The following is a 20163-nucleotide window of genomic DNA, read 5'->3' as shown; positions in this document are numbered from 1 at the left end:
GGTGGCACCGCGACCTAGCCCCCGCCCGCTCCTCCAGGGCCTGCGCCTGCTGGAGGAATGATGAGACCACCCTTGCCGTACCCGAGCACGTCCCCGAGTGTTTCCGCGCCCGCCCGCACTCTCGCCCGCGACCTGCCGTCCGTCCCGCCGGGGACGGCCGTGCGGCTGCAGGGCTGGGTGCACCGCCGTCGGGAGCTCTCGACCGTGACGTTCCTGGTGCTGCGCGACCGCACCGGCCTCGCCCAGGTGGTGATCCGGACCGCTGCGGGACCGGACGGCGTCGGACACGGGGCGCCGGACGTGCCGCCCGAGGAGACCACCGTGGAGGTGAACGGCACGGTCACCGCGAACCCGCAGGCACCCGGCGGCGTGGAGATCACCGGGCCGGCCAGTGCTGGGACGAGCGACGCCGGAAGCGGCGAGTCCGGACCGGTGATCACGCCGCTCACGGACCTCGCCGAGACCCCGCCCGTCGAGCTCTGGCGGCCCACTCTGACCGCCGCGCTGCCCACGCTGCTCGACCACGCCGCTGTCGCCTGGCGGCACCCCGCCCAGAAGGCGCGCTGGGAGGTCGCGGCCGCGAGCCTGCGCGGGTTCCGCGCGACGCTCGACGCCGCGGGCTTCACCGAGGTCTGCACGCCCAAGCTGGTCGGCACGGCCACGGAGTCGGGGGCGAACGTGTTCCCCGTCGACTACTTCGGCCGGCCCGCCTACCTGGCGCAGTCGCCGCAGTTCTACAAGCAGCAGCTGGTCGGCGTCTTCGAGCGGGTCTACGAGGTGGGGCCCGTGTTCCGGGCCGAGCCGCACGACACGGTGCGGCACCTCGCGGAGTACCGCTCGCTCGACGTCGAGCTCGGGTTCGTGCGCGACCACCGCGACGTGCTGGCCGTCCTGCGCGACGTGCTGGCCGGGATGGCCGACGCCGTCCGCGCGTCCGGGGCCGCCGAGCGGCTCGGCGTCGAGGTGCCGAAGGTGCCGGACCGGTTCCCGGTGCTGCACTTCGCCGACGCCCTGGAGCTGGTCGGCGCGCCTGCCGACGAGCCGGACCTCGCGCCCGAGCACGAGCGCGCCCTGGGGCAGTGGGCGCTGGCCGAGCACGGGTCCGACTTCGTCGCGGTCGAGGGGTACCCGATGGCGAAGCGGCCGTTCTACACGCACCCTGAGTCCGCGCACCCCGAGCCCGGTTCTGGGCCGGAGGCATCCCGGTGGAGCAACAGCTTCGACCTGCTGTTCCGCGGCCTGGAGCTGGTCACGGGAGGGCAGCGCCTGCACCGGTACGCCGACTACGTGGCGGCGATCGAGGCCCGGGGCGAGGACCCGGCGTCGTACGCGTCCTACCTGGAGGCGTTCCGGCACGGCATGCCGCCGCACGGCGGGTTCGCCATCGGGCTGGAGCGCTGGGTGGCGCGGCTCGTGGGGGCGACGAACGTCCGTGAGGTGACTCCGTTCCCGCGGGACCTGCACCGGCTCGTGCCGTAGCTGTCTCGTGCCCTGGTAACTGCCGCAGGACTGTCGCACGTCCGGGCGGTTGATTTGCGGTGTTTCGGCCGGTTCGGCCTGCTTTGCCGGTCGACGGCAGGCCGGTCGGCCGGTCGATTCACCCGGGCGTTTTGTCCGGCGTCCGGCCCGGCGCCCGGGTGTGTCAGAGGCCACCAGTAACTTGTGGCGCGTGCTGCTGAAAGCAACACATTCCAGGGGCGAGCTCTGCCCCGGGGCCGACGACGACGTGATGGGGCGAGATGCTGCAGGAGCTGATGGACCGGGTGCGGGGCGGCGACGAGACGGCGCGAGGCGTGGCGGATGCGCTCGCACCGCTGTCGCTGCTCGGCACCGGTCAGTACGAGGACGCGGTGGGCTACGTGCTGGAGGGCACGACGCCGGAGATCTTGACGAGCCTGGCGTCCGCCGCCACGGACGACGTCGACAAGCTGCTCGACGAGCCGGGGCGCACCAGCTACTGGTCGAGCTGGGTCTCGCCCGACCTCGTCAAGAAGGTCGCCGCCCAGCACAAGAACTGGACCAAGGACAAGGGCATCAACGGCCGCCGCCGCGTCTACGCCCTCGGCGCCATGTCCCAGGTCGTCCGCCTCGCCCGGCTGATGGCGCAGACCGGCGACACCGTCGAGATCCCGGGCGCGCCGGAGTGGTTCTCCCTCCTGCTGCACGACGTCGGGCACATCGGCACGCCGAAGCGGAACCGGTCCGGCTCCGGCGACCAGGCCACGCGCACCCGCTGGACCCCCGCCACGTTCGAGGAGGCCGCGATCGAGGGCGGCATCCCGGCCGACGACGCCCCGCGCCTCGTGCTGTTCGGCATCGCGCACCGCTCCGCCAAGGGCCGCTCCTGGTACTCCGACGCCCGCGAGGGCATCCTCAAGTCGCCCGGGTTCGACGAGTACTCCGCGCGGCACGCCGCGCTCCTGGCCGACGTCGTCCCCACGCTGGGCGCCTCCGGCAAGGAGGAGGTGCTCGACCGGATCGGCAAGCGCACCTCCACGCAGGAGGCCGCCAGCGACGAGTTCGCGCAGATCGTCGCGGCCCTCGCCGTCGACCAGGCCAAGGGCGTGCGGATCTCGGCTCTCAAGGACCTCGCCCGCCTCTCCGACGACCAGCAGGTCGCGCTGCTCGCGCCGCACCTGGCCACGGCGCCGTCGGGCCGCCTCGTCGAGGCCGTGACCCGCCTGGCCGGGCTGGACGGCGGCCTCGCTGCGTGCGAGGCGGCGCTCGCCCCGCTGCGCGACGAGAACGGCAAGATCGCGGCCGGGCAGAGTGCCCGCGCCAAGCTGCTGGAGCAGACCGTCGAGCGGTCCCGCGCGCTGGACACGCCCGCCGAGCCGGTCCACATCGAGCTGCCCGAGTGGCAGCCGCTGCCCGACGTCCTGCTCGACGACGCCTGGCTGGCGCAGCTCAAGGCCGAGATCCAGAAGACGACCGCCGAGACGCGCGACAACCTCGCGGAGCTGAAGAAGCAGGCCAAGGGCGGAGGCCGCAAGGACTGGGCCCTCAAGTCCGTCCAGGGCAACCTCGACCGGCTGGAGAAGATCACCGAGAAAGACCTCGACGCGCTCCCGGCCGCACTGTCCGGCGCGCTCCCGGGCGCGCCGTCCGACGGGGCACCCAGCAAGAAGAAGTCCGCGCAGTACCGGTCCTCCGCGCTGATCCAGTGGCTTACCGAGCGCCGTCGCGACCCGTTCGCCGGGCAGGGCCTCATGGTGCACATCCGGCTCCAGGCGCTGGCGCACGCCGGCAACGGCAACCAGAACCACCTGCTGTGGAGCCTGCGCGGGCACCTCGACGAGCTCACCGACCTGCGCCAGCTCCACGACGCCCTCGTGCGCGCGCGCATCCAGGACCCCGAGCAGCTCATCACCGACCTCGTGCTCCACCGCTGGTGGGGACAGGAGGAGATCACGACGTCCGTGTCCTGGCCCTGGTTCGCCGAGCGGCCGCACCTGCTGGAGCGCGCCCTGCAGTCGGGCGAGAACAGCGGCGACCGCATCGCCAAGGCGCTCGACGTGCTGCGCGAGTTCCCCGTCGTGCCGCCCATGGTGCTCCCGAACCTCACCGGGCTCGCCCTCGGTTCGGGCAAGACCCACCGCATCGCCGCGCAGCAGGTCCTGGAGGCCCACGCCGGAGCACGGCCCCTGGCCGAGCAGGCGCTCGCGGACACCAAGAGCGAGGTGCGCGCGTCGGCCGCGACGTGGCTGGCCCGCATCGGCGACCCCGCCTCGGTGCCGGCCCTGCGCGCCGCCCTGAAGAAGGAGCGTCGCGAGGCGGCCCGAGCCGCGCTGCTGTCGGCCCTGGAGTCGCTCGGCGACGACATCTCGGCCGACCTCGCGCCCGAGATCCTGGAGGCCGAGGCCACCAAGGGGCTCAAGGCCAAGATGCCGGCGAGCCTCGACTGGTTCCCGTTCGAGCAGGTCCCGGACGTCCGGTGGGCCGCTGGTGCTGGTGCTGGTGCTGGTGCTGGGGCCGGCGATGTCGTTCCCCGGGACGTCGTCCGCTGGTGGATCGTGCTCGCGACCAAGCTCAAGGCGCCCAGCGGCGAGGGCCTGATCGCCCGGTACGTCGGGCTGCTGGACCCGGCCTCGCGCGGCGCGCTCGGCTCGTTCGTGCTGCGCGCCTGGGTCGCCCAGGACACCCGCAACCCGTCCGTCGAGAACTCCCGCAAGTACGCCGACCAGTACGCGCAGTCCCGCTGGGACGGCCTGCAGTCCTCGATCAAGCGCTACCCCGAGTACTACGCGGACCAGGCCGGGCAGACCGTGGAGGACTTCTGGAAGCGGCTCTACCGCGAGGACCAGGCCACCTACCTCGGGTCGGCCACGCAGGAGAAGGGCCTGCTCGCGCTGACCGTCGGGATGCCCGGCGCCGGGCTCGCCACGACCGCCCAGCACTACTTCGCCGCGCACAAGGGTCGTCGCGCCCAGGCCGAGTACCTGGTGCGGGCGCTTGCCGCCAACGGCGACCGGGCCGCGGTGCAGCAGCTCCTTGCCGTGTCGCGCCGGTTCAAGCAGCGCACGGTCCAGGAGACGGCCGGTGCGCTCGCCCAGGACATCGCGGACCGCAACGGCTGGGACGGCGACCAGCTCGCCGACCGTACCGTGCAGACCGCCGGCTTCGACGACGACGGCATCCTGCGCCTCGACCTGGGCGGGCCGTCCGCTGCTGGTGGTGAGGGCGGTGAGGGCTCTGGTGCCGGGGAGGGCGCGAGCGAGCGCGTCGTCACCGGGCGCATCACCGAGGCCTTCACTCTGGAGCTGCGCAACCCCGCGGGCAAGGTGGTCAAGGCCCTGCCGGCCAAGCGAGCGTCCGACGACGACGAGACGTACGCCGAGGCGAAGCGCCAGCTCAAGGAGTCGCGTGCCGAGCTGAAGGCCGTCGTGGCGCTCCAGACGCAGCGGTTCGCGGAGGCCATGGTCACCGGCCGTACGTGGAGCTTCGCCGACTGGCGCGAGTTCGTGCTGGGCCACCCCCTGATGTCCCGCCTCGCGGCGCGCCTGGTGTGGGCCGCTGAGGTGCCCGGGGCTGACGGCGCTGAGGGCTCGGCTGCGGGCTCTGCTGCCGGCTCGGTCGTGACGTTCCGGCCGGGCGACGGCGGCGCGCTGATCGACGTCGACGACGAGGACGTGACCCTCCCCGCGGAGGCCCGCGTCTCGCTCGTGCACGCCGCCACCCTCGGGGACGAGGCCGCGGACGCCTGGCGCGGCCACCTCGCGGACTACGAGATCACGCCGCTGTTCGACCAGGGCCTCGGCGCTGACGCGGGCGCGGGCACGGCCGATGCGCTGCCGGACCTGCCGGGCACCGCGACCGTCATCGACACCCGCAGGGGCTGGCTCAGCGACTCGTTCACGATCCGCGGCCGGGCCACCAAGCTCGGGTACTCGCGGTCGCAGGCGGAGGACGCCGGCTGGTTCTCGGCCTACACCAAGGACTACCCGACGCTCGGCCTGACGGTCGAGATCGAGTTCACCGGTGCGTTCCTGCCCGAGGAGAACATCACCGCCGCGGTCCAGGATCTCGTGTTCCGCCGCACCGGGACGTGGGACGACCGGGGCCGGCTCGCCCTCAAGGACGTGCCCAAGGTGCTGCTCGCGGTGTCCTACCGGGACTACGTGAACGTGGCCGACGGCGGGGTCTTCGACGCCGACTGGGAGAAGAAGAGCCAGTACTGAGCAGCACCCACCGCACTCTCACCGAGGGGCTCCGGCCCCTCGGCCGGCGTGTGGGTGGCTCCCGCTACCTTGATCGCACGCCGACCGCGGCGGCCCTGACCTGGGCCGCCGCGTCCCCAGACATATCCCCAGACATATGCGAGCACCGAAGGACGTCATGACCACGGACACCACTGCCCCGGACACCACTTCAGGTACCACCGCCGCGGCAGGCACGAACGCCGAGATCCGCCCGCCCGCCGAGATCCGCTACGCCGCCGAGCTGGCGACCCTCGACGCCTGGGACGCCGAGCGCGGGCACGAGCGCCCTCCGGGCTGGCGGCTGAGCCCGCGTGCGGTGCGCGCGTTCGTCGTGGGCTCCGAGGAGCTCGGCGTGACCCGTAAGTTCTACGGCGACGACCCGCTGGTCGACCGCGCCGTCGTCTCCCTGATGGGGCGCCAGGGCCTGATGCTGGTGGGCGAGCCCGGTACGGCCAAGTCGATGCTGTCGGAGCTGCTGTCGGCGGCGGTGTCGGGCAGCTCGACGCTGACGGTGCAGGGCACCGCGGGTACCACCGAGGACCACGTCCGCTACTCGTGGAACTACGCGCTCCTGGTGTCGGAGGGCCCGAGCGAGCGGTCGCTGGTGCCGTCGCCGATCTGCACGGGCATGCGCGAGGGGCGCGTCGTGCGCTTCGAGGAGATCACGCGCTGCGCCCCGGAGATCCAGGACACGCTCGTCTCCATCCTCTCGGAGAAGCAGCTCATGGTCCCCGAGCTCGGCCCCGACGCGCGGGTCGCCGCCCGGCCTGGCTTCACCGTGATCGCCACGGCGAACCTCAAGGACCGCGGCGTGCACGAGATGTCCGCGGCCCTCAAGCGCCGGTTCAGCTTCGAGACCGTGGCCCCGGTGCGGGACCGCGCGTTCGAGATCGAGCTGGTGCAGCGCCAGCTCGCGGCCGAGCTCGGACCGGAGGGCGACCGGCCCGAGGTGCCGCGCGACGTCCTGGAGGTGCTGGTCACCGTGTTCCAGGACCTGCGCACGGGCAGCACGCGCGAGGGTGCGCCGGTCAAGCGTCCGGAGACCGTCATGTCCACGGCCGAGGCCGTCAACGTCGCCGTCGCGGCGTCGCTGGAGGCCCGGTACCTCGGGGACGGCACGGTCACGGCCGCGGAGGTCGCGCGGCAGGTGGCCGGCGTGGCGCTCAAGGGCGAGGACGAGGACGCGCGCCGCCTGCGGCACTACGTCGACAACGTGGTGCGCGAGCGCGCCCGCACCGACGCCCGCTGGAAGGCGTTCTTCACCGCGGCAGAGCCGCTGTGGCGGTGAGCGGCGGGGCCGCGGCGCTGACCGACGCCGAGGTGCGGGACGACGCTGATGTGCGCGAAGGCGCCGCGGTGCGGGACTCCGCCGTCGGCCGGCGCGCGGGCGCCGTCTGGGACCTCGCGCCCGACCGCCTGCGCGCGGCCGCGGACGCCGTGGCGCGGCTGCGGGCCGAGCGCGGCATCTACTTCGCGCCCGTGCGGCACCACAGCCCGGCGTGCGCCGTCGCGGTGCGCGCGGCGATCGAGGAGCTGCGGCCGTCGGCCGTCCTCATCGAGGGGCCGGAGGAGTTCACGCGGCTCATCCCGGACCTGCTGCACGAGGCGACCCGCCCGCCGATCGCGGTGCTGAGCCTCGGTGACTCGGGCTCGGGTGCTGGGTCTGGCTCCGGGTCGGGCTCGGGTGCGAAGCCCGGAGCGCAGGGCGACGGCGACCGCGGGGAGGGCGCGGGGTTCTACCCGCTCGCGTCCTTCTCCCCGGAGTGGGTCGCCCTGCACGCGGGCCGCGACGTCGGCGCGGACCTGAGGTTCATCGACCGGTCCTTCGGGGAACGGTCGGCCGCGGAGCGCGCGGTGTCGGGGCCGGGTGAGCCGGGCGCGACGTCGGGCCTCGACGAGCAGCCCGACCCCTTCGCGCGGACGCTCATGTCCGAGCGGTACCTGGCGCACTCCGAGGCGGTCGCGACGCTCGCGCGCCGGCTGGGCTGCCGCGATCACGACGAGGTGTGGGACCACCTCTTCGAGTCGCGGCGCAGCGCCGAGCTGGCCGACTGGCGCGCGGTGTTCGACGACGTCTTCGCCTGGGCTGCGCTCGCCCGACTCGACTACGAGGAGAGCGTCCTCGCCGCCGACGGGTCCCTGGACCGCGAGGCCCGGATGTCGGCCCGCATCGGGGAGGCAGTAGTAGAAGCAGCACTGTCGGCTGAGGCAGGGGTGGATGCCCGGGCCGAGAGCGCAGATGGCGCAGACGGTGCTGCCGTCGGCCCGGTGCTCGTCGTGACCGGGGCCTTCCACACGCTGGCCCTGGTGGAGGCGCTGTCCGGCGCGCCGGAGGGTGCGCCGGTCCGCGACCGGCAGCCCGAGGGTGGCTTCGGCCCGGTGCAGCACCGCGAGGCCTGGCTGGTGCGCTACGACCACGAGCGCCTCGACGGGCTGCGCGGCTATGGCGCGGGCATGCCGTCGCCCGGCTACTACGAGCGCCTGCACGCGGCGCACCTGCGCGAGCTGGCGGGCGACACCGAGACATTCCCAGCACTTCGCACGGCTCTCGCGGCTGACGCAGCGAAGGCCGACGCATCGAAGAGCGTCGCACTGAAGGGTGACGTGGCGAAGCGCGGGGCGGCGAAGCGTCGCACGGCGAAGGGCGGAGCAGCGTCATCGGCCACGGCGGCGGCCGGCACAGCATCATCGGGCACGGTGTCATCGGGCACGGTGTCATCCAGCACAGCGTCATCGGGCACAGCGTCATCCGGCACGGCGGCCTCCGGCACCGGGGACGCGTCGCTCGCGGCGCCCGGCCCGGTCGGCGCGCGCGCCCTCGCCGCGGAGATCCTGGTCGACGTCGCCCGAGGCGCCGTCGAGCGCGGCCACGCGGTGAGCCTGCCGCAGGTGGGCGCCGCCGCGGCGTCCGCGACCCGGCTCGCTGACCTGCGCGAGCGCGCGTTCGCCGGTCGCACCGACCTGCTGGACGCGATGCGTTCGTGCTACGTGCAGGACGACGGCGGAGTCGGCGGGCCGGGCGAGCCGGAGCGGCCGTTGGGGCTCGCGATCGCCGAGGTGTTCGGCGGCCGGGCGCTGGGCGACGTGCCGCCCGGCAGCGCCTCCCCGCCGCTCGTGCGCGACGTGCGCGAGCGGGTACTGGCCGTAAAGCTCACCATCGACGACTCGGTGCCGCGCACGGCGCGCCTCGACGCGCGCCGGACGGCGTCGCACCGCGCCAAGCGGCAGGTGCTGGCGCTGCTCGACTTTGTCGGCGCCGGCTTCGGGCAGCTCGTCTCGGGTCCGGACCACGTGGCCGGCCGCGGGCTCGGGCTGATCACGGAGGAGTGGCAGTACTGCTGGACGCCGCTGGTCGAGGCGCGGCTCGTGGAGATGGTGCACCTCGGCGCGACGCTGGAGGCGGTCGCCGTCGCCAGGCTGACCGAGGCGGAAGCGCGTCTCGCGGGCTCGGGCCCCAGCTCGGCGCCAGCTGCCGGGCCTGGTGCTGGGGCTGGGTCAGGAGCAGGGGCGGGGTCGGGAGCTGCCTCGGGGACGGGGTCGGCGTCGGTCGACGCACTCGCGCGGCTCGTCGCGCAGGCGCTGGTGATCGGGATGGGGTCGCACCTGCCCCGGATCGTCTCGCTGCTCCGCGTCACCCTCGACACGGACCGCAACGTGGACTCCGTCGTCTCGGGTGCGCGCCGGCTGCTCGGCCTGTGGGAGGCGAGGATCGAGCTGGGCGCCGAGGAGTACGCGGGCGAGCTGCTCGACCTGGTCAGCCAGGCGCTCGCCACCGCGGCGTACCTGGTCAGCGACCTGGGCAAGGTCCGGGCCGAGGACGAGGACGCCGCGATCGGCACCCTGATCGGCCTGCGCTCCCTGCTGCGGGACGCGGCCGCCGCCGACAGCGCGAACTCCGACGCGGTGAACGCGGGCGCGGCGAACATTGGTGCTGCGAGCTCCGACGGCGTCGGCTCCGTCAACCGCATCGCCGTCGAGCGCGAGCTCGCGCGCCTGCGCGACGACGAGGACACCGCACCCGCCGTCTCCGGCGCGCTGCTCGCCCTGGGCTTCACCGACGGCGAGGTGGCCGACGACGTCCTGGTCACCCGGGTGCGCGGCGCCCTGTCCGCGGGAGCCGACCCGGGAGCGGCTGTGCGCTTCCTCGGGGGTGTGATGCGCGCGGCGCCGGACCTGATCCTGCACACGCCGGAGATGTTCGACGCCGTCGACGACGCGCTGCGCACGCTCGAGGGCGACGCCTTCCTGGCGGTACTGCCGGATCTGCGGCGCGCCTTCACCTGGCTGCGCCCGACGGAGACGCACCGGCTGGCCAAGCGCGTGGCGGAGCGGACCGGGGCGCGCGTCGACCAGGTGGACGTACGGGTCGCGCTGTCGGAGGACGACCTGACGACCGGCCTGCTCCTGGACCGGGAGCTGACCGCCGTGCTGGAGCGCGACGGCCTGGCCCACTGGGCCGCGGGAACCGGAGGTGTTGCGGGAGCCGCGCCGGCAGCAGCTGTGGCGGTGGGATCAGGAACAGCAGCAGGAACAGCAGGAACAGCAGGATCAGCAGCAAGAACAGCGGCGCGAGAAGCCGCAGGAGGAGAAGCATGAGCGCGATCGATCGGGCGGCGCCCGGTCCCGACGTCGCCGGCCGGTCGCCATCGGTGTCGGACGAGGTCTCGGACGACGAGGCCGCGCGGCGCTGGCGCCTCGTGCTCGGCCGGTACGCGGCCGACGAGCTCCAGGTCGGGCAGCAGGACCAGGGGCTGGAGCGGTCCCTGCGCTACCTGTACGACCGGGAGTACACGGCCCGCGGGCACCGCGTCGGCCGGGGCCCGGGCGGCTCGGGCGAGGGCGGCGGTCGCAGCGGTGGCGGCGCGGGGCTGGGCGGGTCCCAGCCGCACGGCGTCGACGTGACCGCGCTCGGCTGGCTCAACGAGGCCGGCAGCCTGTTCCCGCGCGAGACCTTCGAGCGCATGCAGGTCGACGCCGTGAGCCGGTACGGCCTCACCGAGCTGCTGCAGGACGAGACCGCGCTCGAGACCCTCGAACCGTCGCGCGAGCTCGCCGTCGCGATGCTCCAGGTGCGCGGCGCTCTCAACGAGCAGGCCGCCTCCGGTCTGCGGCGCATCATCAAGCGTGTCGTCGACGACATCGTGCGGCGCCTGCGGCCCCGGTTCACCACCGCGGTCAACGGCCGTATCGACCGGTCGCGCCGGTCGATGCACCGGGTCGCGCGCAACTTCGACTGGAAGCGCACCCTGCGTGCCAACCTTGGCCGCGTCGACGCCGAGGGTCGCATGACGGTGCAGGACGTCCGCTTCTCCGCCCGGTCGAAGCGCACCCTGACCTGGGACGTCATCCTGCTCGTCGACCAGTCGGGATCGATGGCTCCCTCGCTGCTGTACTCCGCGGTGTGCGCGGGAATCCTGTCGGGCCTGCCCGGCATCAACGTGCAGCTCTACCTGTTCGACACCTCCGTCGTGGACATGTCGCACCTGGCCGCCGACCCCGTCGAGGTGCTGATGACCGCGCAGCTCGGCGGCGGCACCGACATCGCGCGGGCCGTCCGGCACGCCGAGCAGCAGGTCCGCAACCCCTCGCGGACGGTCGTCGCGCTGGTCAGCGACTTCTACGAGGGCGGATCGGTGTCCAACCTGCTGACGACCGTGCGGCGGATGGCGTCGTCGGGCGTCACCATGCTCGGGCTCGCGGCCCTGGACGAGGCGGCCGAACCCGTCTACGACCAGGGCACGGCCCGCCATCTCGCGGAGTGCGGCATGGAGGTCGCCGCGCTCACGCCCGAACGTTTCGCCGAGTGGCTGGGGGAGGTGCTCTCATGAGCGACCGCACGACCTACGCCTGGGCCGCGCCCTACGCCGGCCTGGACGACGACGCGCTCAAGGCGCTCGGCAACGCGGGCCTGCTCCGCCGCGCCCGCAAGGACACCGTGACCGAGGTGTCGCACGACGCCAAGGGCGCCGTCCTCGACGTCTCCGGCGTCACGGTGCGTGTTGACGGCCGCGGTCCGGCCGCCGTGGCGTGCGACTGCCCGACGGCGGGCGTGTGCCAGCACGTCCTCACCGCCTGTCTCTGGGCGACGGGGGTCGCACCCGACGTGCCGGCCGGTGCTGCGGCGTCGGGCGCTGCGACGTCCGATCCTGGAGCCTCCGGTGCGGCGGCTTCTGGTGCTGCATCGTCCGGCACTGCGGGGTCCGGCTCCGCTCCGGTGGTGGCGCAGTCCGTGCCTCGGGCGGGCGGTGGGGTAGCCGGCGGGGCGGCCGGGTCCGGTGTTCCGGGTGAGCCTGGAACAACGGCGGCACGCCCCCCGTCCCCGGCGGTGCTGAAGCGGCGCCGGGAGGTGCTCGCGGAGGTGCGCGACGTCGTCGGGCGGCTCATGTCGGGCGGCCTGTCCCACCTCGGCGCCGACGACGCCGAGTCGCTGACCGCGCTGGCAGGCCGGGTGCGGGTCGCCGGGTTCGACCAGGTCGCGTCCGACCAGGTCGGCAACGTGCGGTTCCACAGCCTCGTCAAGGTCACCGGGGGCCTCGTCGCGGGCCTCGCAGGCCGCGACGACGCCGTCACGGAGTCGGACCTGCTCGACACGCTCGCCGAGGTCTGGGCGATGTGCGAGGTGCTGGAGCGCGCGACGGACCCGACTGTCGACGGGACGATGCCGGGCGGCTCCACCCAGGCAGCGGCCGACAGGGCGGCATCTGCCAACGGCCCGGGGTCGGACAACAGTGCAGGGCTGTTGGCAGACCCCGCCAAGCCTGGGTCTGCCAACCGATCTGCGCCGGCCGTCGTCGGAGGGTCGGCCAGCTCTGGTCCGGGCCGTGGTGCCGGGTCCGGCAAGGCCGGCAAGGGCGCGGACGACGAGGTCGACGTCCCGCGCTGGGTCCCGCTCGGGGCCCGGTGGTGGACGTCGCAGAGCGGATCGCGCGGTCTGGCGTACCTGGGTTGGGACGCCGAGACCGAGGCGGGCGCCTCCTCCGTGCCAGGCTCCGGCCAGGTGCGGCAGCTCGTGACGGGCCGCCCGTCGGGCACCGACCCGAGGTTCCAGCGGAGCTGGACCAGTCCGCTCCTGTGGAACAGGTCCCTGAGCACGCTGTGCGAGGGCGCGTTCGCCCTGACGAAGGTGCGGACCAAGCCCGACGGCGGCCTCGGCGCCGGCGGCACCCCGGTGCTCCAGCGACTGGAGGGCGACGGGTTCGACCTCGAGGAGCTCCGCGTGATCGCCGAGCGCACCGGCGCCGGAGTGCAGCCGCGCGACGTCGTCGGCTTCGGACGGCGTCCGGCGAACGTCCGGCTGGTGCTGGTCCGCGACGTCGGCGAGGTCGGCATCGACGAGGTGCGGCAGGAGCTGACGCTCTCGGTCGTCACGTCGGACGGCGAGACGCGGCTGCTGCGCCTGCCGGTCTCGGGCGAGCAGGCGGTCCAGACGCTGCTGTCGGTGCGGTCCAAACTGGTGGCGGTGACGATCGAGCGGCGCGAGGACCGGGACGAGCCGGTCGGCCTGTTCGTCCGGGACAAGAGCGCGATCAGGCTGGTCAGCCCCACGATCACGCCCCCGTGGTCGCTCGAGACCACCTACTGGGACTTCTGGCGACGTCGGCTGAAGAAGCTGAAGGCGCAGGCGTCGTCGGCCAAGACCGTGCGGCCGCCCGCCGCCCCGCCGTCCCCGGTGCGTCGCGTCACGCTGCTGCTGGGCGACGTCCTGCTGGCCGCCGCGGCCACGGGCCGGCCGGCGCTGACCACCCGGCAGCGGTCCGACGTCGAGCAGGCGCGCGTCCTGGCCCGGGACCTCGGCCTGGCGACGCTGGAGCGCACGGCTCAAGAGTTGCTGGCCGGCGACCTGACCCCGCCCGCGGTACTGCACGCGGCCTTCGTCGTGGGCCGGGCCCGAGCCGTGGCGGACGTCGCGAGCTGACCGCGAGGGTGCCGCCCGGCGACCAACCACTCTGTAGACCTGCACGTTCGGTCGGCAGGGCGATTGGTCGCCGGTCGGCTGCCTCGTGGGTCGCTTGGCGGGTCGGTCGCACGCGCGGGTCATGTTCGCCGCCAGGTCGCACCGGGTGGGGTGCCCGCCGGAGCGAGCTCACGGCCGTGCCGGTCGACGAGGGTCCAGCCCGAGTGTCGGGCGCCGTCCGGGTTCCCGGTCCACCGCATGGTCATGCCGGTCCTGTCGACGAGGTCGTGATGGTGCCAGCACAGCAGTGCCGCGTTCCGCACGCTGGTGTCTCCGCCGTCGGCCCAGTGCCGTTCGGCGTGATGGACCTCGCAGCGTGCGGGCGGCTGGGTGCAGTCGACGTAGACGCAATGCTTGTCGCGGGCGATCACCGCCCGGCGCATCTGCCCGGTGACGGTGCGCTGCGCTCGTCCGACGTCGAGCACCTGGCCATCCGGGCCGAACACCACCCGGGTCACTGCGGAGTCGCAGAGCAGGCGCCGCAGGGTGGCGGTCGGTACCAGTGACGCGGAGATGCCGAATCTTGCGGGTGCCGCGGTGACGTCGGTCAGGCCTGGCGGCTCCTCCCCGGCGTGCCCGCGGCCGGTGCGCTTGTCCCTGTGGTGCTCGTGCCCCGTGTGCTCGTGCTCGGCCGGCTCTTGCCCGGTGTGCTCACCGGCCGGGTGGGACCGACCGGTCAGGCGTGCGAGCTCCGTCCACGACACGGTCACGGTGAGGTGCGGCCGGACGGCCGCGCCGGTTCCCGTGAGGCCGTTGTCGAGCGTCGTGCGGGCGAGGTCGGCAAGCGCCTGGGCACGACGCTGTCCGGGTGTGCGCTCGTCGCCCGGCGTGGGAGCTCCCATCACCGAGTCCATCGCGGTCTGCAGCGCCTCGCCGTGCTCGTCGGTCAGGAATCCGCTGACGTGGTAGCCCCCGAAGGTCTTGGCCACGTCGAGGTGCTCACGCTCGGAGGCCTGCTTGTACCCCCGCTCGTCGGACTCCGGGTCGGCGACGCGGGCGAACCGGTCCACGAACCGCCGGAACACGAGGGGGCCGTGCAGGTCGGCCAGGTCGAGAAGCACCTCCTCCCCGGTCGGGCCGTGAACCGCAGCGCCTGAAACGTCATCCGTACCGTCGCCCGCCAGGTCGCACGCCCGGTCTCCGGCCAGCCCTCCCGCAGGATCTCCTGCGGCGTCTCCGTCGTCGGACGCAGGGTCGTCGCCGCCGTCCACACCTGGCACGTCGAGACCTTCGGTCGACGCGACGCCGGGCAGTGCCGGCCCAGGCGGATCGACCGGGCTGACGAGTGCCCTGCGCCGGTCGTCCGACGTCGGGCCGACGTCGACCATGGCTCGCACCTGGTCCATCCCGAGCCGTCCGCTCAGGGCAGCCGCGAGCGTGGCCGGAAGGTGCTCCAGCAGCCGTTCACCGGTGAGCGTGTCCCGGCTCGCGGTGCGCATGGTCACCTTCTCCCGGCGGGCGAGCCACGTCCGGAACGTGCGCGAGCCGTCGAGAGCCCACATCCCGTCCGACTCGATGCGAGGAAGCCAGGTCATCCGGAGGATGTCCAGCTGCGAGCAGACGGCGCGCAGAAGCGGTGAGGCCGCCGTGAGGCGCACGCCTATCCCGGTACCGCCGCCCAAGGCCGCTTCGTCCAGAGCTGTCGGGCCTGCTGCACCGATCAGCTCCCTCGCCACGGTCTGGAGGTCCGTGAGGATCTCCTCGAGCGAGCGTGCGCCTTCGGTGGTCGCGGTCGGTTGTGCCAGCACCATCGGTCCACCCCCTCGATCCGTCGTTCCGGCCTGCTGCCGGCGACACGAACGACGGTATAGAACATTCGTGCGTGCTTCTAGGCGGATTTGAGATCTGTGGATAACTCATCGAGGAGCCGTGGGGAGCTCGGTAGGCGGTGGAGGTCGTCCGCCGAGTGTCAGTGGTGCACGGCAGACTGGACCCATGCACACGGTGGTCTCGCAGGACGGCTCCGGCATCGGCCTGCGGCCGGTGTCCGACACGGGCGTGCCCGAGGGCGCACCGCGGGTCGTCGAGGCGACCGCCCTCGCCCAGGAGGTGGTGGTCGACGAGGCAGCCCACGTCCGCTGGACCTGGGACGACACCAACAGCTGGTATCCCGGGCTGCTCGCCGAGGGCGTCCGGCTCGACCGCGCGCACGATCTCCGGCTCGCGCACGCAGTGCTGCGGGCCTCGGCCCTGTCGGCGCGCACGGCGCTCGCCGAGGCCGGGCCCACGGCCTGGGACCGGCTGCCCGCCGTCCCGCCCCCGGGCGGCCCGACGGCGGCCGCTCTGGTCCGGCCCGACCGGCACCCCGGTGCCGAGCCGCTCTTCGACCTCGGCGAGATGACAGCTCCTCCGGCTCGGCCGGAGGCTGGCCGACGCGGACACGCGGGTTCAGGCGCGGGAGGCACCCATGCGGCGGCCCGAGGCGGCGCGGCACGCGAGGCGCGGGGCGGATTCGGACAGGGCGACGACGGGCCCGGCCGGGACGGGTACGGCGTAGGCGGATTCGGCCGGGACGGACAGGGCAGAGACGGACAGAGCGGAGACGGACAGGGCAGAGACGGGCGAGGCGGAGACGGACAGGGCCCAGACGGACGGGGCCGAGACGGACGGGGCCGAGACGGACGGGGCCGAGACGGACGGGGCCAAGATCGACATGCCCCCGACACCGCATCAGCCGGCACCACCGCCGGACCCGCCGACCCGCTCGACCCCGTCGCGGAGCTGGCCGCCCAGCTCCGCGCGATCAAGGACAGCACCGACCCGGGCCGGCTCCGCCTCCTGCTCGCCGCCGAGTCCGCGGGCGCGCTGGCCGCCGCCGAGATGCACCACGCCGGGCTCCCGTGGCGCGGCGACATCCACGACGAGATCCTCACCGAGGCGCTCGGCCCGCGTCCGCGGCCGGGCGCACGTCCGGCGAAGCTCGAGGCCCTGGCCCAGCAGATCCGGACCGCGCTGGACGCCCCGCCCACGCTCAACCCCGACTCTCACCCCGATCTGCTGCGCGCCATGGAGTACGCCGGTGTCGGCGCGCGCAGCCTGCGCAAGTGGGAGCTGGAGAAGCTCGACCACCCCGTGATCGCGCCGCTCCTGGAGTACAAGAGCCTCTACCGCCTCTACACCGCCAACGGCTGGAACTGGCTCGACACCTGGGCTCCCGACGGCCGGTTCCGCATGGAGTACGTCGTGGGCGGCGTGGTCACCGGACGCTGGGCCAGCACGGGCGGCGGCGCCCTCCAGCTCCCGCACAACGTCCGGCGCGCGGTGGTCTCCGACCCCGGCTGGACCTTCGTCGTCGCCGACGCCGCCCAGCTCGAACCCCGCGTGCTCGCCGCACTGGCCCGGGACGAGCGCATGGCTGCCGCCGGACGCACCAAGGACGGCGCCAGCACCGACATGTACGCGGGCATCGTCGCGACCGGCGCCGTCGACTCTCGCGAGCACGCGAAGGTGGGCATGCTCGGCGCCATGTACGGCGGCACCACCGGCGTCAGCGCCCAGGTGCTGCCGCGGCTCGCGCGCGCGTTCCCGCAGGCCATCGAACTGGTCGAACGCGCGGCGCGGGCGGGGGAACGGGGCGAGGTAGTCACCACCCGACTCGGCCGCAGCTCGCCGCGGCCCGGGGACTCCTGGGCCGCCGTGCAAGGTTCCGCGTTCGACGAGGACGCCGGCGCCGACGCCCAGTCCCGCGCCCGCAGCCAGACCCGCTCCTGGGGGCGGTTCACCCGGAACTTCGTGGTCCAGGGCACCGCGGCGGAGTGGGCGCTGTGCTGGATCGCGTCCATCCGCCGTCGGCTCTGGGCACTGGGCCAGGTCACGGCCGACGACGCCGTGCCGGGCCTCGCCCCGGCGCCGTTCGACCGCCGGCCGCACCTGGTGTTCTTCCTGCACGACGAGATCGTGGTGCACGCCCCGGCGGCGCTCGCCGACGTCGTCGCGCAGGAGGTGCGGGCCGCCGCCGAAGAGGCCGGGCGGCTCCTGTTCGGCGACTTCCCGGTCGACTTCCCGCTCAGCGTCGCCGTGACCGAGAGCTACGCGGACGCGAAGGGCTGAGGCCGCGACAGCCTTGCCGGTCCAGCCCAGCCCGGTCCAGCCCAGCCCGGTCCAGCCCGGTCCAGCCCAGCCCGGTCCAGCCCAGCACCTACCGGTCCAGCACCTCCTTGAGCGACGCCTCCAGGATGTCCACGCCGCCGTGCAGGTCGTCCTCGCTGATCGTCAGCGGCGGCGCGATCCGGAAGATGCCGCCCATCCCCGGGAGCTGCACGATGTTCATGTGCAGGCCGCGGTCCAGGCAGGCCGCGGTGACGGCGTTGCCCAGCGCGTCGGCGGGGGCCTTGCTCACCTTGTCCTGCACGAGCTCCACGCCCTGCAGCAGGCCCCGCCCGCGCACGTCGCCCACGACGTCGTACGTGTCGCGCAGCGCGAGCAGCCGCCCGGTGAGCTGCTCGCCCAGCCGCGCGGCCCGCTCGACCAGGCCCTCGCGCTCGATGACGTCGAGGACCGTGAGCCCGACGGCGGCCGCCAGCGGGTCGGAGACGTGCGTCGTGTAGAAGAGGAAGCCGCGCTCGTGGCAGACCTGCTCGATCTCGGCGCTGGTGACGACGGCGGCCACGGGCAGCCCGGCGCCGAGCGTCTTGGAGAGGGTCAGGAGGTCCGGGGTAACGCCGTCGCGCTCGAACGCGTACATCGTGCCGGTGCGGCCCAGGCCGGTCTGCGCCTCGTCGAGGATGAGCAGCATCCCGCGCTCCTCGCACATCTCCTTGAGCCGGCGCAGGTACCCCGGCGGCAGGTCGATGATGCCGCCGGACGACAGGATCGGCTCGACGACGCATGCCGCGAGGCTGCCCGCGGACTGCTGGTCGACCAGCGCGAAGCCGTACGCGAGCTCGGCCTCCCAGTCGTAGGAGCCGTCGCCGTTCCGGAACGGTGAGCGGTAGGCGTTCGGCGTCGGCAGCGCGAGGTTGCCCGGCGTCGGCGGACCGTAGCCGCGGCGCCCCGCGGAGAAGGTCGCCGACGCCGCGCCCTGGGTCATGCCGTGCCACGAGCGGTCGAACGAGACGATCTCGTAGCGGCCCGTGAAGAGCTTGGCCAGCTTGATCGCCGCTTCGTTCGACTCCGCGCCCGTGCTGAGCAGCAGCGCCTTGTCCAGGCCGTCGGGCAGTGTCGCCGTCAGCCGGTCGGCCAGCCCCAGCACGGGGGCGCTGAGCATGCCGCTGAACAGGTGGTCGAGCGACGCGACCGCGGACGACACCGTCGCGACGATGTCCGGGTGCGCGTGCCCGAGGATCGAGCTCATCTGTCCCGACGTGAAGTCGAGGATCGGCGTGCCCTCGCTGTCGTAGACGTACGCCCCCTCCGCGCGCTCGATGAGCCGCGGGCTGAAGCTGGGTCCGTAGCGGATCAGAAGGCGGTCCGCCTCGTCCTGGAACGTCATGTCACGGAACGTCATGCCGCCATCCTCGGCCGCCCGCAAGGATCAGGACAAGCAAACAAAAACCCGCGACCGTTCGCGACGCCCGTACAGTCACGTCATGCTCAACCCCCGACGACTCGAGATCCTGCGGGCGGTCCTGGCGGCCGGCTCCATCAACCAGGCGGCGCGGAACCTCAGCTACTCGCCCGCGACGATCAGCCAGCACATGAGCGCCCTCGCACGCGAGACCGGCCTCGTCCTGTTCGAGAAGCAGGGGCGCGGCATCGTCGCCACCGACGACGCGCGGCACCTCGCCGACCAGGCGCAGGCGCTCCTGGCCGACTTCGGCCGCCTCGAACGCGTGGTCGCCGACCTGCGCGGCGGCCAGGGGCAGCACCTCGCCGTCGCCTGCTTCGCGTCGGCCGCCGAGCAGTGGATGCCCGCCGTCGTGCGGGCGGTGCGCGCGCTGCAGCCCAACCTCACCGTCGAGATCAGCCTGAACGAGCCGGTGGACGGGCGCGGACGACGCCTGCCGGACCTCGATGTCCGGACCGAGCCCGCCGGCGGCACCGAGGTGCACCTCGACGGGTACGCGCGGCACGAGCTGACCGTCGAGGGCTTCGTCGCCGTGCTCCCGGAGGCCCACCCGCTCGCCGCCGAGCCGGAGGTCAGCCTCGGGGACCTCGCCGGCGAGCCCTGGATCGACTACGACATCTACGACAGCCCGATCGGGCAGATCGTGCTGTCGGCGTGCAACGCCGCGGGGTTCATCCCGCGGTTCGCCGCCCGGCTGGACGACCACCGGGCGGCGCTCCGGCTGGTGGCGGCGGGCATCGGGGTGACGGTGCTCCCACGGCTGGCCGTCACCCGGCTGCCCGACGGCCTCGTCGCCCGGCCCGTGGTCCGGCCGGCCGTGGCGCGGCGCATCGTCGTGCACGCCCGCCGCGACCCCCGCCGGGCCGCGCTGCTCGGCCACGCCGTGGCGCGGCTCCGGGCGGGCGCGCGCGAGACCGACGCCGCGTAGGGCAGGGGCCCGACGACGCCCGGCCCGACGACGCGGCCCGACGACGCCCGGCCCGACGGCGCGGCCCGACGCCGCT

The 20163-nt window shown here is 73.9% G+C and carries 10 protein-coding genes; 8 read left to right on the top strand and 2 right to left on the bottom strand.

The window, feature by feature from the left end:
* The first annotated feature begins 60 nt into the window (after window positions 1-60).
* The 6 genes from aspS (at window position 61) to FHX71_RS15600 (ending at window position 13614) form a co-directional block, all read left to right on the top strand.
* Window positions 61-1479 carry an aspartate--tRNA(Asn) ligase gene (gene aspS / locus FHX71_RS15625; RefSeq protein ID WP_182617871.1) on the top strand — a complete coding sequence of 473 codons (1419 nt, stop codon included), beginning with the start codon at window positions 61-63 and terminating at the stop codon, window positions 1477-1479.
* A gap of 260 nt (window positions 1480-1739) precedes the next feature.
* Entirely contained in the window at window positions 1740-5678 is a 3939-nt protein-coding gene (locus tag FHX71_RS15620; RefSeq protein ID WP_182617869.1) for a DUF4132 domain-containing protein, read from the top strand.
* A gap of 136 nt (window positions 5679-5814) precedes the next feature.
* Window positions 5815-6987, top strand: a complete 1173-nt coding sequence (locus FHX71_RS15615; RefSeq protein ID WP_246402590.1) for an ATP-binding protein — start codon at window positions 5815-5817, stop codon at window positions 6985-6987.
* Window positions 6984-10295 carry a DUF5682 family protein gene (locus FHX71_RS15610; RefSeq protein WP_182617867.1) on the top strand — a complete coding sequence of 1104 codons (3312 nt, stop codon included), beginning with the start codon at window positions 6984-6986 and terminating at the stop codon, window positions 10293-10295. The genes FHX71_RS15615 and FHX71_RS15610 overlap by 4 nt, the downstream gene beginning before the upstream one ends.
* Window positions 10292-11527: a VWA domain-containing protein gene (locus tag FHX71_RS15605; RefSeq protein ID WP_246402588.1), complete on the top strand. Its 1236-nt coding sequence runs from the start codon at window positions 10292-10294 to the stop codon at window positions 11525-11527. Before FHX71_RS15610 ends, FHX71_RS15605 begins: the two co-directional genes overlap by 4 nt.
* The gene (locus tag FHX71_RS15600) at window positions 11524-13614 is read left to right on the top strand and encodes a hypothetical protein (RefSeq protein ID WP_182617865.1); all 2091 of its coding nucleotides are present in this window, start codon (window positions 11524-11526) and stop codon (window positions 13612-13614) included. The genes FHX71_RS15605 and FHX71_RS15600 overlap by 4 nt, the downstream gene beginning before the upstream one ends.
* A 119-nt stretch (window positions 13615-13733) precedes the next feature.
* Here FHX71_RS15600 and FHX71_RS15595 read toward each other — a convergent pair whose 3' ends face one another.
* On the bottom strand, window positions 13734-15188 hold the full coding sequence (locus FHX71_RS15595) for an HNH endonuclease signature motif containing protein (protein ID WP_182617863.1): 1455 nt from the start codon (window positions 15186-15188) through the stop codon (window positions 13734-13736).
* 400 nt (window positions 15189-15588) lie between these two features.
* Between FHX71_RS15595 and FHX71_RS29330 the strand changes: the two genes are divergently transcribed.
* Window positions 15589-17703, top strand: a complete 2115-nt coding sequence (locus FHX71_RS29330) for a bifunctional 3'-5' exonuclease/DNA polymerase (protein ID WP_246402587.1) — start codon at window positions 15589-15591, stop codon at window positions 17701-17703.
* 88 nt (window positions 17704-17791) lie between these two features.
* Here the strand turns inward: FHX71_RS29330 and FHX71_RS15580 are convergent, their stop codons facing one another.
* A complete protein-coding gene (locus FHX71_RS15580; RefSeq protein ID WP_220489697.1) occupies window positions 17792-19099 on the bottom strand; it encodes an aspartate aminotransferase family protein in 1308 nt (435 codons plus the stop codon).
* Window positions 19100-19181: 82 nt separating this feature from the next.
* Here FHX71_RS15580 and FHX71_RS15575 point away from each other — a divergent pair, with 82 nt between their 5' ends.
* Window positions 19182-20087: a LysR substrate-binding domain-containing protein gene (locus FHX71_RS15575; protein ID WP_182617861.1), complete on the top strand. Its 906-nt coding sequence runs from the start codon at window positions 19182-19184 to the stop codon at window positions 20085-20087.
* Window positions 20088-20163 lie beyond the last annotated feature (76 nt).

The sequence above is a fragment of the Promicromonospora sukumoe genome, from assembly GCF_014137995.1.
Lineage (GTDB): Bacteria > Actinomycetota > Actinomycetes > Actinomycetales > Cellulomonadaceae > Promicromonospora > Promicromonospora sukumoe.
This window is presented reverse-complemented; position numbering and strand designations above follow the sequence as displayed.

What these genes read in the sequence shown, in the direction of transcription:
- aspS (WP_182617871.1), top strand. Translation starts at nt 61, where the DNA reads ATGAGACCACCCTTGCCGTACCCGAGCACGTCCCCGAGTGTTTCCGCG.
- FHX71_RS15620 (WP_182617869.1), top strand. Translation starts at nt 1,740, where the DNA reads ATGCTGCAGGAGCTGATGGACCGGGTGCGGGGCGGCGACGAGACGGCG.
- FHX71_RS15615 (WP_246402590.1), top strand. Translation starts at nt 5,815, where the DNA reads ATGCGAGCACCGAAGGACGTCATGACCACGGACACCACTGCCCCGGAC.
- FHX71_RS15605 (WP_246402588.1), top strand. Translation starts at nt 10,292, where the DNA reads ATGAGCGCGATCGATCGGGCGGCGCCCGGTCCCGACGTCGCCGGCCGG.
- FHX71_RS15600 (WP_182617865.1), top strand. Translation starts at nt 11,524, where the DNA reads ATGAGCGACCGCACGACCTACGCCTGGGCCGCGCCCTACGCCGGCCTG.
- FHX71_RS15595 (WP_182617863.1), bottom strand. Translation starts at nt 15,188, where the DNA reads ATGACCTGGCTTCCTCGCATCGAGTCGGACGGGATGTGGGCTCTCGAC.
- FHX71_RS29330 (WP_246402587.1), top strand. Translation starts at nt 15,589, where the DNA reads ATGCACACGGTGGTCTCGCAGGACGGCTCCGGCATCGGCCTGCGGCCG.
- FHX71_RS15580 (WP_220489697.1), bottom strand. Translation starts at nt 19,099, where the DNA reads ATGACGTTCCGTGACATGACGTTCCAGGACGAGGCGGACCGCCTTCTG.
- FHX71_RS15575 (WP_182617861.1), top strand. Translation starts at nt 19,182, where the DNA reads ATGCTCAACCCCCGACGACTCGAGATCCTGCGGGCGGTCCTGGCGGCC.